A 15,090-nucleotide genomic window follows, 5' to 3' on the forward strand; every position below is an offset into this window, starting at 1 on the left:
ATTAAAGATGATCATGGTGGTTCTGCTTCTGATGGTAGCTGTACCCATATTGGTTAACGCTTATATGATAGGCAGTACCAGAGAGATGCTGATCGATGAAGAGGAAGCTAAGGAAATGGGCGCTGACTGTATCCTGGTGTTGGGAGCAGGCTTGCGTCCCGACGGAACCCCTAGCCATATGCTTCAGGATCGGCTGGACATGGGCATACGGCTTTATATGGAGGGGGCAGCCCCTAAACTACTGCTGACAGGCGACAATGGCCAGGAGCACTACGATGAAGTAAATGCTATGAAACAATATGCGATGGAGGCCGGTGTACCGGCAAGGGATATCTTTCTGGACCATGCAGGCTTTTCCACCTATGAGTCTATGTATCGTGCAAGGGATGTATTCGATGTAGAAAAAGCTATTGTCATAACACAAAAGTATCACCAGTATCGTGCTTTATATATCGGGGAAGGGCTTGGACTGGAAGTGGAAGGCGTGGTATCGGAACCTAGAACCTATGGAGGACAAAGCTACCGGGAGATTCGAGAGTTTCTCGCCAGAACAAAAGATTTTGTAAAGGTTGTGGTGAAACCCAAGCCAACCTTTCTGGGAAATGTGATTCCGATAAGCGGAAGCGGTCTGGAGAGCCACGATTAGATTCCCGCCGGAGCAAAGAATAGATGAAAAATGTGCTGCTGACAATTGAATATGACGGAACCAATTTCTGCGGTTGGCAAAGACAACCGGGGCTAAGAACCGTCCAGGGAGAGCTGGAACGGGTTTTTAGCATACTTTGCGCACAGTCGGTACAACTGAATGGCACCAGCAGAACCGATGCCGGTGTCCATGCTTATGGACAGAGAGCCAGCTTCAGGGGGGATTTCGGTATCCCGGTGGATCGCATGCAGATGGCTGCCAATCACTTGCTGGCCGCACCTCCAAAGGGAAAGAAAAGTTCTTTTCAGGGCTTACAGGGAGATATCCGCATTAAGAATGTAACCGAGGTGCCTATGGATTTTCATGCAAGATTTGATGCCGTAGGCAAGAAGTATATCTATAAGATTCAAAACAGAACGATACCGGATATCTTTCACAGAAACTACTGTTATCAGATACCAAAAGTACTTGATCTGGAATCCATGAAAGAAGCGGCATCCTATATGACTGGAACTCATGATTTTAAATGCTTTCAAGCAGCCGGAGGCAAGGAAATGGAGAGTACAGTCAGAACTATTTATCAGATTCGTTTGTACCAACGGATGCTTCCGGAGGACTCTGGTGAGTTTTCTCCCAGTGAAATCAGCATAGAAGTTGTGGGTGACGGGTTTCTGTATAATATGGTAAGAATTATTACCGGTACTTTAGTGGATGTTGGAACAGGAAAGCTTTCTCCGGAAAACATTTCCGGAATTCTCGCAGGAAAAAACCGTCAGCTTGCCGGACACACGGCGCCCCCGCAGGGACTGTATCTTGCCGAAGTTTATTATAATGAGGCGAAAAGATCGCAGCGGTAAGAAAATTTTCTGCAGTCGAAAAATTTTTTACGGTTGCGTTATAAACAAGGAGGAAATGATATGAAAATTAAGGATATATTTGAGACCAAAAAAACCGTGATCTCACTGGAGGTATTTCCTCCTAAGATTGACTCCCCTGTGGAGACGATTTTTAAAACACTGGACCAATTGAAGGATATCAATCCGGACTTTATCAGCGTAACCTATGGTGCCGGAGGAAAAGCAAAGGATCGGACCGTTGAGATCGCATCCAAGATCAAGAATGAATACCATATTGAAAGCTTGGCACACCTGACCTGCATTTCTGCAACGAAAAAGCAGATCAAAGAAAGCTTTGAAGAAATGCGGGTAAACAATATCGAAAATATTCTGGCCATGAGGGGAGATATTCCTGAAGATCCGGATTTTGATTTCCCAAATCCATTGCAGTATGAGCATGCCAGTGATTTGATCAAGGAAGTAAAGGCAGAGGGTGACTTTTCTATCGGTGCTGCTTGCTATCCTGAAGGACATGTAGACTGTGAAAGCAAGGTAAAGGATGTAAAATATCTGAAGCAGAAAGTGGAAATGGGGGCTGAATTTTTGATAACTCAGCTGTTTTTCGATAATGAACTCTTTTACCGGTTTATGGATGAAATTGACCTGGCAGGAATCAATCTGCCGGTTTCTGCAGGAATTCTGCCTGTGCTGAACAAGAATCAGATCATCAGAATCACCAAGTTGGCCGGCTGCGCTATTCCACCGAAATTTCAGAGAATCCTGAATCGATATGAAGATAATCCGGAAGCGTTGAAAGAAGCCGGAGAGGCATATGCTATCGAGCAGATTATCGATTTGATGGCCTGGGGAGTGAGAGGGATTCATCTTTATACGATGAACAAACCGGATACTGCGAAAAGAATTATAGGAAACATAGAAAATATCAGAAAGCTTCAAGGGTAATGAAATTCTACATGAAATGAAAAGTTTGCTTTACCTGTGATGGACGAAGCTGTTGATATATGATAAAATCTAATATTAAAGATAGGATATCGAAGGGAAAAGCGATGACGATTACAAATTTATTTGGTAAAAAAATAATTATATGCGATGGTGCCATGGGTACCATGATGCAGAAATATGGACTAAAAGCCGGAGAATTGCCGGAATCTCTTAATATAACACATCCGGAAATCATTCGAGGAATCCACAAGGAATACTTTGATGCAGGTAGTGACTTTGTTTCAACCAATACCTTCGGGGCTAATGCTTATAAGCTGAAAGGTTCAGGTTATACCGTAGATCAGATCGTAAATCAGGCTGTTAAGCTGGCAAAGGAAGCAGCTCTGGATACCGTTTCCCAGGGGGAAAAATACGTAGCTCTGGATGTGGCTCCCATCGGAAGACTGTTGGAGCCCGTAGGGGATTTGACCTTTGAAGAAGCCTACGGCATGTTCCGGGAGCAGATCGTAGCCGGTACAAAGGCAGGAGCCGACTTCATTTTATTTGAAACCTTTACGGACATTTCCGAATTAAAAGCCGGCATCCTCGCAGCGAAGGAGAATTGTGAACTTCCGGTCTTTGCTTCCGTTACATTTCAGGAGGATGGGCGAATGCTCATGGGAAGCGATCCGCTCACTGCCGTAAATATCATTCAGGATCTTGGAATTGACGCATTAGGTGTGAATTGTTCCTTAGGCCCGAAGCAAATGGTTAAGCTGATCAAGGAATTTCTGAAATATTCAAAACTTCCTGTGCTGGTTCAGCCCAATGCGGGCCTCCCGGTTTCTGTAAACGGGGAGACGATCTATGATGTGGATTTTGCTGAATATACCGAAGCCATGCTGGAAATGCTTCAGGCAGGCGTTGCTGTTGCAGGAGGATGCTGCGGAACGACTCCTGCATATATTGAAGAACTTGTCAGTCGTATAAAGCAAATAAGCGATCAATACGGTGCTGATAAAATTCGGGATCCGGAGAAAACACCATTTCCCGCATTGGCCAGCGATGCAGAGGAAAGACGAGCAGAAAAAGCAATCACTGCCGTAAGCTCTGCCACGAAAACCGTCATTTTGGATGATCGAATCAGAATCATTGGAGAGAGAATCAATCCTACCGGAAAAAAACTGCTGAAAGAGGCTTTAAAATCCGGGGATTTTGCTTATATAGAAAATGAAGCCATAAATCAGGTCAGAGCTGGTGCCGAGATCCTGGATATCAATGTAGGCCTGCCTGAAATCGATGAGCAGGAAATGATGCGTAAAGCAATACGCAAGGTATCTTCCGTGGTTCAGGTTCCTCTGCAAATCGACAGTGCCGACGAAGCGGTAATAGAGACTGCCGTTCGGCTTTATCAAGGAAAGCCCATTATCAACTCGGTAAATGGGAAAAAAGAAGTCATGGAGGCTATTTTCCCTATCGTAAAGAAATATGGAACCTGTGTGATAGCACTCACTTTGGATGAAAAGGGGCTGCCGAAAAATACGCAGGAGAGACTGGATATTGCGGAAAGAATCATCAAAACGGCAGCAACCTATGGGATCGGGAAAGAGCGTATCCTCGTAGATTGCCTGACACTCACTGTATCGGCTCAGCAGAGCGCCGGAAAAGATACGCTGGAAGCGATTCGTCAGGTAAAGAGTCGATTTGGTGTTAAAACCACCCTGGGAGCAAGCAACGTATCCTTCGGATTGCCGGAGAGAAAACTGCTGAACCGAACCTTCCTGGCAATGGCCTTGGAAGCAGGCCTGGATGCACCGATTACAGATCCCACCATCGAGGAATATACGGATACCATTCGTGCTTTCGAGACGCTGAGCGGTAAGGATATCGAATCCAAAGATTATATCGTATTTTATGGAAATAAAAGTACCGGTTCGGGTACTCAAAGTTCCGGTATGGTTCCTTCCGGATCCAATGGAAACGGAACTAAGGCCGATGCCGGGGAAAACGGCACTAAGGCGGGCTTTTCTCTGTCGGCTTTGACTTTGGAAGAAATTATTATAGAAGGATATGAAGACAGAGCTGCTGCTGCTGCGCAGGAATTGCTGAAAATCATGAAGCCTTTGGAAATCGTGGAGACGAAGATCATTCCGGCTCTGGAGATTGTAGGAAAGGACTATGAAAACGGAACCAGCTTTTTACCTCAGCTGATCAAGTCGGCTGATACGGTAAAAAGTGCCTTTGTCATCCTCAAGGAGGCCATGAATGCCTCGGGACAAAGTATTTCCTACGGAAAAGTGATTTTAGCTACCGTGCAGGGAGATATTCATGATATCGGCAAGAATATTGTAAAGGTAATATTGGAAAACTATGGATATGACGTCATAGACCTGGGAAAGGATGTTCCGATAGGAACCATTGTGGAAACAGCCAAAAAAGAAAATATTAAAATGGTCGGACTATCGGCCTTGATGACAACCACCGTCGTGAACATGGAAAAGACTATTAAAGCTCTGAAAGAAGCGGGATTGGAATGTATCACCGCAGTTGGAGGTGCTGTTCTTAATGCAGAGTATGCAGAAAAGATCGGTGCGGATTATTATTGTAAAGATGCAATGGATACAGTAAGGGTGGCAAATAGTATTTTCAAGGCATAATACTGCTTGCCGGTATGAGTAGGAGGTAGATTCGATGGACAGGCCCAGCTGGGATGAGTACTTCATGGAAATGGCAGAAGTGACGCAGAAAAGATCCACCTGTATGAGAAGGCAGGTAGGAGCAGTCATTGTAAAAGATAAAAGAATTATGGCCACCGGCTATAATGGTGCTCCGAACGGTATTGCCCATTGTGAAGAACGGGGCGGCTGTCTGCGGCAAAAACTGAATGTACCCTCAGGAGAGAGACATGAGCTTTGTATGGCCCTCCATGCGGAGCAGAATGCAATCATTCAGGCTGCTTATTTGGGGCAAAGCATTGCGGGAGGAACTATTTACTGTACGCATCAGCCTTGTGTGATTTGTGCAAAGATGATCATTAATGCGGGAATTAAAAGAATCGTGGTTCGAGAAGGATATCCGGATCAATTATCCGTTGACATCTTGAATGAAGCAGGTCTGACAATAGAAATGCTGACCCGATGATAAAGCACTCTTAGAACACAAGCTGTATCATACTTATGAAATAACTGATATACTTTCAAAACAAGGGGAAAAGGATTACGGAAGGACAAGAGAGAAGATGAATCAATTAGTACTTATATTTTTAACGGCATTTGTACTGGCTCTGTTATTTACGCCGGTTGCAATTAAAATTGCGCCAAAGATCGGTGCTATCGATATTCCCAAGGATAACAGGAGAATGCACACAAAGGCTATGCCCAGGTTCGGTGGAATGGCGATCTATATCGGAACCATCAGCGCTATGCTGATCTTCCTGCCTCTCGATACCAAACTGATGGGTGTCATTGCAGGAGGGACCCTGATTTTTATCGTTGGAATCATAGATGATTTAAAGGGAATGCCGGCCAAGGTGAAGCTGCTCATGCAAATTATTTGTGCCTGCATCTTATTCCAGTTCAGTGTCAGAATATCTTTCATTAATAATCCTTTTGGAGAAGGCTATTATTTCTTCCCATGGATTGTGAGCCTGCTGGTAACCGTAATCTGGATCGTAGGCATTACGAATACTATAAATCTGATTGACGGGCTAGACGGCCTGGCTGCGGGTGTTGCGTTTATCGCTTCTATTTCCATTGCCTATACGGCCTTTATTCACGGAAAAACGGAGGTCTCCATGGCTATGCTGGCCATTGCCGGGGGTGCTCTTGGATTTTTACCTTTTAACTTCAATCCTGCTAAAATCTTCATGGGTGACGCGGGATCCCTGTTCCTCGGCTTTATGCTGGCAGGACTTTCCGTGATCAGCCCGATGAAAAGTGCAACAATGGTGGCAACGGTGGTACCTGTACTGGTGCTTGCCATTCCTATTTTCGATACGGCATTTGCTATTTTAAGAAGATTGATCAATAAGCGTCCGATCATGGAGGCGGATAAAGGGCATCTCCATCATCGAATTATGGCTGTGGGTCTTGGTCAAAGACGTACTGTGCTGATGCTCTATGGAATCAGCGGTGTCATGGGTGTAGCAGCTATCTTGATGAGCCGGGATCTGCTCATTGAATCCAGCCTGTTGGTACTCATTGCAGCTACCTTTATCTATGTATTCCTGACGGATCAAAATAGCACAAGACTTCAGCTGAAGGCAGTTAATATCAAGGTTGAAGAAAAGAAAAGCCAACGGCGAACTGCCAGGAAAGCCGGAACTGCCGTAATTAAAAAAGCAGAGAAGAAAATCGAGGAAAAATCAGAAGGGCAGGAATTGGCATGAAAGTACTAACCGTATTCGGAACAAGACCTGAGGCGATCAAAATGGCGCCTCTGGTAAAAAGGCTGCAGCTGGAAGAAGGCATAGAATCCGTGCTCTGTGTTACGGCGCAGCATAGAGAGATGCTGGATCAGGTATTGGCTTTGTTTGAGCTGGTTCCGGATTATGATCTAAATATTATGAAGCAGAATCAAACCATCAGTCAGATCACATCCAATGTGATCATGGGTCTGGAGGAGGTCTATAAAAAAGAAAGACCTGATATCGTTCTGGTTCACGGCGACACGACCACCACCTTTGCCGCAGCGTTAGCAGCATTTTATCAGCAGATCAGGATTGGACATGTAGAGGCGGGACTGCGAACCTACGATAAATACTCACCTTATCCGGAGGAGATGAACCGGGTACTTACAGGTCATTTATCCGACCTGCATTTTGCCCCAACGGAGAGAAATCGTAAGAACCTTCTTGCAGAAGGCATCGCTGATTCGCATATCTTTGTCACCGGAAATACGGTAATCGATGCATTACTGGAGGTTGCAGGCAAGCCTTATGAATTTGAAGAGGAAACCCTTCGCAGTATAGATTTTGAAAATAAGAGACTCATTACGGTTACCTGTCACAGAAGGGAAAACTTAGGAGAAAACATGGTACATATTTTTAGTGCCATAAGGGATATCGCGGAAGAATTTACGGATACGGAAATCGTCTATCCGGTTCATTTGAATCCGAAAGTAAGGGAGACAGCCGGTGCAATATTGGGGAACTCCAGCAGAGTACATCTGATAGAGCCCCTTCAATACCAGCCATTTGTGAACCTCATGGCAAAATCCTATTTAATCATCACCGATTCGGGAGGAATGCAGGAGGAGGCCCCGTCTTTAGGGAAGCCTGTTCTTGTGGTGAGAAAGGAAACGGAAAGACCTGAGGCAGTGGAAGCCGGAACGGTGAAGCTTGCGGGAGTTTCCAGAGAAACTATCTACAAGATGGCTAAGGAGCTGCTCGCCAATAAAGGTGTCTATGACAGAATGGCCCGTGCCGTGAATCCCTATGGTGACGGCCATGCCTGCGAAAGGATTGTAAAAGCTTTAAAACAATATGGAGAAGAATCAAACAATCAAAATTGAAAGCAAATCTTTATACAAGACCCTTGCAAGGGTCGCATTACCTATTGCTCTTCAAAGTCTCATCGCATCCTCTTTAAATCTGGTTGACAGCTTGATGGTGGGAAGCTTGGGAGAGACAGAACTGGCTGCTGTGGGTCTTTCCTCGCAGCTATTTTTTGTGCACTGGGGAGTCCTGTTCGGATTCGCCAGCGGTTCCTCCGCCTTTATGGCACAGTTCTGGGGAAAGCAGGATATTGGCAGCATCAGAAAAGTAACAGGTTTTGCCGTTACCCTTTGTTTTGGCATCAGCTTGTTCTTTTTTATTCCCGGCATGTTCTTTCCGGACCACGTCCTCAGAATTTTTACCGATATTCCGGAAGCGATTTTTTTGGGCAAGGGGTATGTAAGGATCGCATCCATATGTTTTCTTTTTGTGAGTATAACCGTCCCCTTTACCGCAGCTCTCAGGACAACGCAGCAGACCAGTGTTCCGTTGAAGATCAGCATGCTGGTATTTTCCACAAACACCACACTCAACTATATTTTTATATTCGGAAAATTTGGAGCACCTGAACTCGGTGTTCATGGTGCCGCACTGGCCACAGCAATCTCACGCAGTCTGGAATTAATTTTGATTCTGTACGTAGTTTTCGGAAGAAAAAATCTCATTGCGGGCAGGTTGTCGGAGTTCTTTGGCTGGTACAGACCTCTCGCTGCGAAAATTTTGGTTACCGCTATTCCGGTCATGATCAATGAGACCATGTGGAGTTTGGGAATGGCAACCTACAATGCGGCGTATGGGCGCATGGGCGTCACGGAATTTGCAGCTATTCAGGCAAGCAATACTATCAATACCATGTTCATTTTGGCAATTTTTAGCTTGGGAGATGCGCTGCTTATCCTGGTAGGCCAAAGGATCGGAATGGGGGAGATGGATTATGCCTTTGCACTGGCAAAAAGGCTTCTGAGAATCGGTATCTGCGTCGGTGCTGTTTCCGGGGCTCTTCTTATCTTCTCGTCCCAGTTTATTATCCGGCTGTTTAACTTTACTCCGGAGGGTTTGCACTATGCTTTGCTGATTATCGCTATATACGGAACTTTTATGCCCCTGAAGGTATTTAACGGATTAAATATTGTGGGGACAATGCGCTGCGGCGGGGATACCAAATGTGCCATGTATATTGAGGTGGGGTCCGTATGGCTCATTGGCGTTCCCATGGTTTTCCTGGGAGCCTTGTATCTTCAGCTGCCTATCTATTTTGTCGTATTGATGGCCCAGACAGAAGAAGTTGTCAAAGGGCTGATCTGCATTCAAAGATTTCGGTCAAAAAAATGGCTGAATAATCTGGTGCATGATATTTAAATTTGTTTCCCTTGGAAATAAATGAAGAAGAAAAACAAAGAAAAGGACTGAAGAACTGAAATCAGATGTAGAAATTTTGGGATTCCGACATTCATTCTTTTATGGAATGCAGCCTTTCTAATGATTGACGGACACTGTCGTGTGCAAGGAGATCCATCATCTCGGCCATTTCTTCCGGCGTCTCATTGAATTCCTTCCTGAGCCAGCCTACCATAATAGCTGAAAAAGACAGAGAATAGTACTGGCAGATAAAGTTTTTATGTTTCTCTTCAATTTCCAGATCTATCCCGATCTGGTCAATGGCGTCACCTATTAAGCTTTTAATGCTGTTATAAAAAAAACGGCTTAGATGTTCATGGCCAAGAGAATGAAGTGCGCTCATACAAATCGATTCGTTTCTTTCTATGTATTTTAAAAGTTCCAGGATATGTTCTTTCATGTCCTGTTTGGAGCTGATGGTGTCACAATTGGCCAAAGCTTCCTGTTCGAACATCCATTGAAGCAGATCATAAATATCCTGAAAATGATAATAAAAGGTTTGACGATTCAAGCCGCAATCATCTGTGATATTTCGAATGCTGATCTTGTTCAATGGCTTTGAAGCCATAAGCTTCTTCAATGATTCCATTAATATTCGTTTTGTGATGTTACTTGATACTGAGTTAGACATAAAAATCCCCTTTCGTTTGATCATAAATTTTGCTTATAAATTTTATCATAAATGGAATTAATTTTAAACCGATGCTCTATTTTGACGAAATTCAACAATTTTATACATTCCTAAGAAGTTGTATAAAAGTTATACAAAATTAAAAAAGTGCCTATTGATTCACAGCAGGTTCCGAATTATGATTGCACACGTAAGTGATGTATCAAAAGGAGGAAGGGTTAGAAATGAATCAGATAAATCGGCATTCACAAATCTTTATAGATTATTGCCAGAACAAAAGAAGGCTTTCTTCGGCAACGGTCAGAGCATATGAATTGGATATGGAATCCTTTTTAAACTTTTTAAAAGACTTTGACGAGAAAGCAGTTGAGAGCTCCCACATTACAAAACACACCTTGGAAGCCTATCTGGATTTCCTGAATCAAAATTTTTCTGTAAAGACGGTGCGCAGGAGGATCGCGTCTCTTCGGTCTTTTTTCAATTATCTGGAATATGAGGATCTGATAGAAGACAATCCGTTCAGGAAGTTTCACATGTATATTAAGGATCCATTCCGGGTTCCGGATGTTCTTTCTTTAGAAGAAATAAACGGTATACTGGCTGCGGCGTACGGCGAATCTCCGACCCTGATGCCTGTTTCGGATGAAGACAACTTATTACTTCCAAAGAAGGCAGGAAAAAAGACAGATATTCAATCAAAGGAATTTTTATGGGCCAGGGACACTGCCATATTGGAAATCCTATTTGCAGGCGGTTTGAGAGTCAGCGAGCTTTGTAATCTAACCTATCAGGATCTGAATTTAAGCCGTTTACAGATCAAAATTAATGGTAAAGGCAATAAACAACGTATCATATATCTGGAAAATGCCGAGGTAATCAATGCCTTGAACAGGTATTTACTGCTTAGAGACGGTGTAGAAACAGACACCACCAATATTTTTATTTCAAAGTTCGGAAAGAAGCTTTCCACCCAGGCAGTAAGAAATTTGGTTGAAAAATACACAAAAATGGCGGGAATCACAAAAAAAATCACGCCGCATACCTTTCGTCATTCCTTTGCATCCCTGTTACTGGAGGAAGGGGTAGATATTAAATATATCCAGGATTTTTTAGGGCATAGTTCCATTGCTACAACGCAGATTTATTTACACACATCCAGCAGAGAGAAGAGAAAAATCATGGCAACTAAACACCCAAGGCAAAAGCTTGTAATGGAAGATATAGCCCCTATGGCCAATATCCATCTGCACCAGCAGTATTGACGGAAGAATAATCGATTTATATTTACGGACTGAGAACAGTCCGTATTTTTTTTGGAATAAAACAAAGCCTATATAGGAAGCTTATTGAAAGCAATTTATAAACCAAAATATTGAATGGAGGTATTGCAATGAACCAATTGGAGTCAATCCGAACACAGTTTATCCGTTATTGCAAAAGTCAGAAGAGGCTCTCTTATAATACCATAAAAGCTTATCTCTTTGACCTGAACAATTTTGTCTCTTTTTTAAAAGCACAATCCCCACCCGTTAATGACGTGACTAAGGTCACAAAAAACGACCTGGCAGATTATTTAGGCATGTTGAATGATCATTTCTCCGTAAAAACTGCCAAACGGAGACTGGCCTGCCTGAGAACCTTTTACAATTTTCTTGAGGATGAGGAGTTGGTCGACAGTTCTCCTTTCAATCGGTTTCGGTACCACATCAGAGAGAACTACAAAATCAGAGAGACGATGACGTTAGAGGAGATGAACTGGCTGCTGACAGCAGCCTACCGGCAGGAACCCAAATCCATGGAACAGTATTCCACGGAATTCATGGAAATGAAACTGAGCCGCAGAAACGATGTAAACCTGTCTTCTGAGGAATTCCTCTGGGCTAGGGATGTGGCAGTACTGGAGCTTCTCTTCACAGGAGGTCTCCGGGTGAGCGAACTGTGTGATCTGAATCTCATGGATTTCAGCTTGAGTCATTCGGCTATCCGTGTCCATGGAAAGGGAAATAAAGAGCGGCTGATCTATTTGGAGAATGAAGAAGTAATAACCGCTTTGCAGAGATATCTTTACTTTCGATATGGATCGGGGATCCCATTGCCAAGCATGTTTGTGACACGATTTGGTCAAAAGTTATCTTCACAAGCTGTGAGAAATTTAATCACCAAATATGTAACCCTCGCAGGACTGAAAAAAAATATTACGCCTCATGTTTTCCGGCATACCTTTGCTACGCTGCTGTTGGAGGAAGGCGTTGATATTAAATATATCCAGGACTTTTTGGGGCACAGTTCCATCTCCACGACACAGATCTATCTGCACACCACCAATAAACAGAAAAGGAAAATAATAGCAAACATGCATCCGAGACAGCGCTTGTCCTTATCTAAAATTTCTTCTTGTGATAATGTCAAATTATCTTCAGAAGGGGAGGATAATTTGAACTAAAAAACTAAAGAAATCTCCCCTTCGAAGAAAAATACCTTAAAGGAGGAATTTTTTAAATGAGAAAAGTATTATCATTTGTACTGGTTCTTTCACTGGTACTCGGTAGCTTCTCAATGGCATTCGCTGCTACTCCGACTTCCGGACTTAGCGATATCGCTGGAATTACCAATGAAGAAGCAATCCAGGTTAACTATGACCTTGGAATCGTAACTGGTAATCCTGATGGCACTTTCTTACCTGAGAAAGCTGTTAACAGAGCAGAATTTGCTGCTATGATTACTAGAGCTCTTGCTATTCCAGACAGTGCACTTGCTGGTTATACAACAACTAGCTTCAAAGACACTACTGGTTATGGTTGGGCTGTTCCTTATCTTGCATTCTGCCAGTCCAAAGGCATCTTGCTTGGTGACGGTGCTGGAAATGCAATGCCAGGAAGAACAATCAACACTAACGAAGCTGTAACAATTGCTTTAAGAGCTATTGGTTATGTAGCTAATTCATCCGAGTTAGTAGGCGTATGGCCTTCCAACTATGTAACAAAGGCTCAGGAACTTGGCCTTTATGATGATGTTGCTAAAGTAACAAATGTTGACAAAGCTAATGCTGCTCAGATCATTTACAACACACTGACTGTACAGAAAGTTGCTGTAAATTCTGATGGTCAAACGAATTCTCTTTGGGATAATACTGCAAAGACAATTCCTACAACTTTATTAAGCTCAGGCCTGAACTGCACATCTGAAAAGGGTGTTATGGGTTCAGATTTTGGAGATGACGCTATAATCAATGTACAGAAATATACTGGACAGTATGGTACTGCGTATCTTAACAGTGACGATGAAGTAGTTGCATTTATTTCCGATTGTACTGGATTAGTTGGTACTTTCAAAGCTACTGCTGATTGGAAAGATGCATTTAATACTACAGATGCGGACGTAGATTATTCTAACAATACAACAACAGCCGGTATTGATTACTTCAATAATGGTGAATTAGTTACTTCTAGTGCACCAACTGCTGCTGCTAGTACAGGTACAGAATATGTATTATATGCTGACGTTAGCGGAAAGAAAATCAATAAAATCTATTCTGTAATGTACTGGGAAGTTACAGAGGATGATTTAGTTACTGCAGCTGATTTAAAGGATATTGATGACGATCAGAGCTTTATGGGCGTAGACTTCATCTTAGATGATGACGATGAGATCGACTATAATTCCTTCACGCTTGTTGGTGTTGCTAGCCTTGATGATATCAAAGCTGACAACGTAGTGTATGTTTACGGAGATTCTGATGGAATCAGAAAAATTGAAGTTGGTACTGCTACTGTTGAAGGAGTTGTAAAAGATTTCAAAGGCGAAACTAAAGCATTTAAAATTGGTGATAAGTCATACAAAAATGCTAAAGAAATCCTAAATGATCTTGACAATGCAAGCAATATTACTGATGACGAAGTTGGTGATACTGTTAAAGCTTATATTGATGCAAGAGGTTATATCTATAGCTTTGATAATATTGATGATTCTGCAAATGAAGTTGCATATGTTGAAGCTAAAGCAACTACTGGCATAGACAGACAAGTTAGATTAACACTTGCTGACGGTTCAAGCAAAGTATTCTCTGCTAAAGATAGTGCGACATTCGCTCTGTTGAATGAAGGAACCTTAATCAGCTATGGTTTAAATAGCAAGGGAGAAATCTCTAACGTTTCCGGAACTACTACTTCAGGTGTTGCTGGTTCTGTAACATTCTCCAGTGTTTCTGTTGTTAAGGGATTGGCTACAACTCCAAATGCTGTTATTGCAAGCAATGTTGTTGTATTTACAACTGATGGAATTGATGACTATGGTGTGACAACTATAGATAAGGTTAACAAGAATAAAGAAATGACAGGTAACGTTCAAGCTCTATTCAATAAAGATGGTAATAAGATTATCGCTCTATTAGTAGACGAAGATGATGCTAAGGCTTCCGCAAATGATGTATATGCAGTAGCTAATGACGTATACTCCACTCCGAATGCTGATGGAGATAAAGTACAACGTGCTGAAGGTTTTGCAAATGGCGCATCACTTAACAAGTTAACTGATGGAACAGGCTACTTCGTAAATGGTGGACTTAACCCAACTTATACATCTACAACAGCCACATTTGCTGGATCGATTCAATTATATAAGCTTGAGCTTGATGCAAATGATGTAATCACAAAGACTACTCCTGTAACAGATAATGGAACTGATATTGACGTTGTAGTTGCAACTACTTTAGAAGATGCTGATGGAAGAAACTCTGTAACAGATGCATCTGATATGTATGCTCTTGCTTCTAACGTGGTTGTATATGAAGTAAACTCTGATGGAGATTACAAAGTATTTACTGGAAGCTTTAAACAGGGAGATGTTGTTCAACTTTACAACATTGATGCTGATGACAATGATGAATACGATATCGTAATTTTGTGCAGAGCAGGTAGATAGTAATTTCTGCTAACATGTAAAACTAAATATATTATTTAGAGATACACAAAACGGACCAGGATAGCCTGGTCCGTTTTGGCTCTATGTCAAATGTTGGGTAAGTGCTTAATACGGGGGCGCATGGTCAGGGGTTGCTAAGCATGAAAGTAGACTAACTATTAAAAGTCAAGTCTCAAAATGAAAAATTTTGAATGAATTGTGGAAACGCATTTCGAATTAAACA

The 15,090-nt window shown here is 42.6% G+C and carries 12 protein-coding genes; 11 read left to right on the forward strand and 1 reads right to left on the reverse strand.

The genetic code is table 11. The annotated features are described in order from the left end of the window. Positions 1–7 precede the first annotated feature (7 nt). From KCX82_RS21540 to KCX82_RS21575, 8 genes are all read left to right on the forward strand, one after another. Positions 8–646: a SanA/YdcF family protein gene (locus KCX82_RS21540; RefSeq protein ID WP_227020530.1), complete on the forward strand. Its 639-nt coding sequence runs from the start codon at positions 8–10 to the stop codon at positions 644–646. 23 nt (positions 647–669) lie between these two features. Beyond that, a complete protein-coding gene (gene truA, locus KCX82_RS21545; protein ID WP_227020531.1) occupies positions 670–1,503 on the forward strand; it encodes a tRNA pseudouridine(38-40) synthase TruA in 834 nt (277 codons plus the stop codon). A 60-nt stretch (positions 1,504–1,563) separates the two neighbouring features. After that, positions 1,564–2,445, forward strand: a complete 882-nt coding sequence (gene metF, locus KCX82_RS21550) for a methylenetetrahydrofolate reductase [NAD(P)H] (protein ID WP_227020532.1) — start codon at positions 1,564–1,566, stop codon at positions 2,443–2,445. A 104-nt stretch (positions 2,446–2,549) separates the two neighbouring features. Then, a complete protein-coding gene (locus KCX82_RS21555; protein ID WP_227020533.1) occupies positions 2,550–5,081 on the forward strand; it encodes a homocysteine S-methyltransferase family protein in 2,532 nt (843 codons plus the stop codon). A gap of 34 nt (positions 5,082–5,115) precedes the next feature. Further along, a complete protein-coding gene (locus KCX82_RS21560; RefSeq protein ID WP_227020534.1) occupies positions 5,116–5,565 on the forward strand; it encodes a deoxycytidylate deaminase in 450 nt (149 codons plus the stop codon). 97 nt (positions 5,566–5,662) lie between these two features. Then, the gene (locus tag KCX82_RS21565; RefSeq protein ID WP_227020535.1) at positions 5,663–6,811 is read left to right on the forward strand and encodes a glycosyltransferase family 4 protein; all 1,149 of its coding nucleotides are present in this window, start codon (positions 5,663–5,665) and stop codon (positions 6,809–6,811) included. Next, positions 6,808–7,935 (forward strand): non-hydrolyzing UDP-N-acetylglucosamine 2-epimerase, encoded by a 1,128-nt coding sequence (gene wecB, locus KCX82_RS21570; protein ID WP_227020536.1) that lies wholly within the window; start codon positions 6,808–6,810, stop codon positions 7,933–7,935. The genes KCX82_RS21565 and wecB overlap by 4 nt, the downstream gene beginning before the upstream one ends. After that, positions 7,907–9,277: an MATE family efflux transporter gene (locus KCX82_RS21575; protein WP_227020537.1), complete on the forward strand. Its 1,371-nt coding sequence runs from the start codon at positions 7,907–7,909 to the stop codon at positions 9,275–9,277. The genes wecB and KCX82_RS21575 overlap by 29 nt, the downstream gene beginning before the upstream one ends. A 91-nt stretch (positions 9,278–9,368) precedes the next feature. Here KCX82_RS21575 and KCX82_RS21580 read toward each other — a convergent pair whose 3' ends face one another. Further along, complete coding sequence (locus KCX82_RS21580; protein ID WP_227020538.1) at positions 9,369–9,947, reverse strand: TetR/AcrR family transcriptional regulator C-terminal domain-containing protein; 579 nt, start codon at positions 9,945–9,947, stop codon at positions 9,369–9,371. Positions 9,948–10,171: 224 nt separating this feature from the next. Between KCX82_RS21580 and KCX82_RS21585 the strand changes: the two genes are divergently transcribed. The 3 genes from KCX82_RS21585 (at position 10,172) to KCX82_RS21595 (ending at position 14,867) form a co-directional block, all read left to right on the forward strand. Then, a complete protein-coding gene (locus tag KCX82_RS21585) occupies positions 10,172–11,209 on the forward strand; it encodes a tyrosine-type recombinase/integrase (protein ID WP_227020539.1) in 1,038 nt (345 codons plus the stop codon). Positions 11,210–11,337: 128 nt separating this feature from the next. After that, a complete protein-coding gene (locus KCX82_RS21590; RefSeq protein WP_227020540.1) occupies positions 11,338–12,390 on the forward strand; it encodes a tyrosine-type recombinase/integrase in 1,053 nt (350 codons plus the stop codon). A gap of 56 nt (positions 12,391–12,446) precedes the next feature. Continuing rightward, positions 12,447–14,867, forward strand: a complete 2,421-nt coding sequence (locus KCX82_RS21595; RefSeq protein ID WP_227020541.1) for an S-layer homology domain-containing protein — start codon at positions 12,447–12,449, stop codon at positions 14,865–14,867. Positions 14,868–15,090 lie beyond the last annotated feature (223 nt).

Source organism: Sinanaerobacter chloroacetimidivorans (assembly GCF_018128545.1).
In the GTDB taxonomy this organism is placed as follows: domain Bacteria; phylum Bacillota; class Clostridia; order Peptostreptococcales; family Anaerovoracaceae; genus Sinanaerobacter; species Sinanaerobacter chloroacetimidivorans.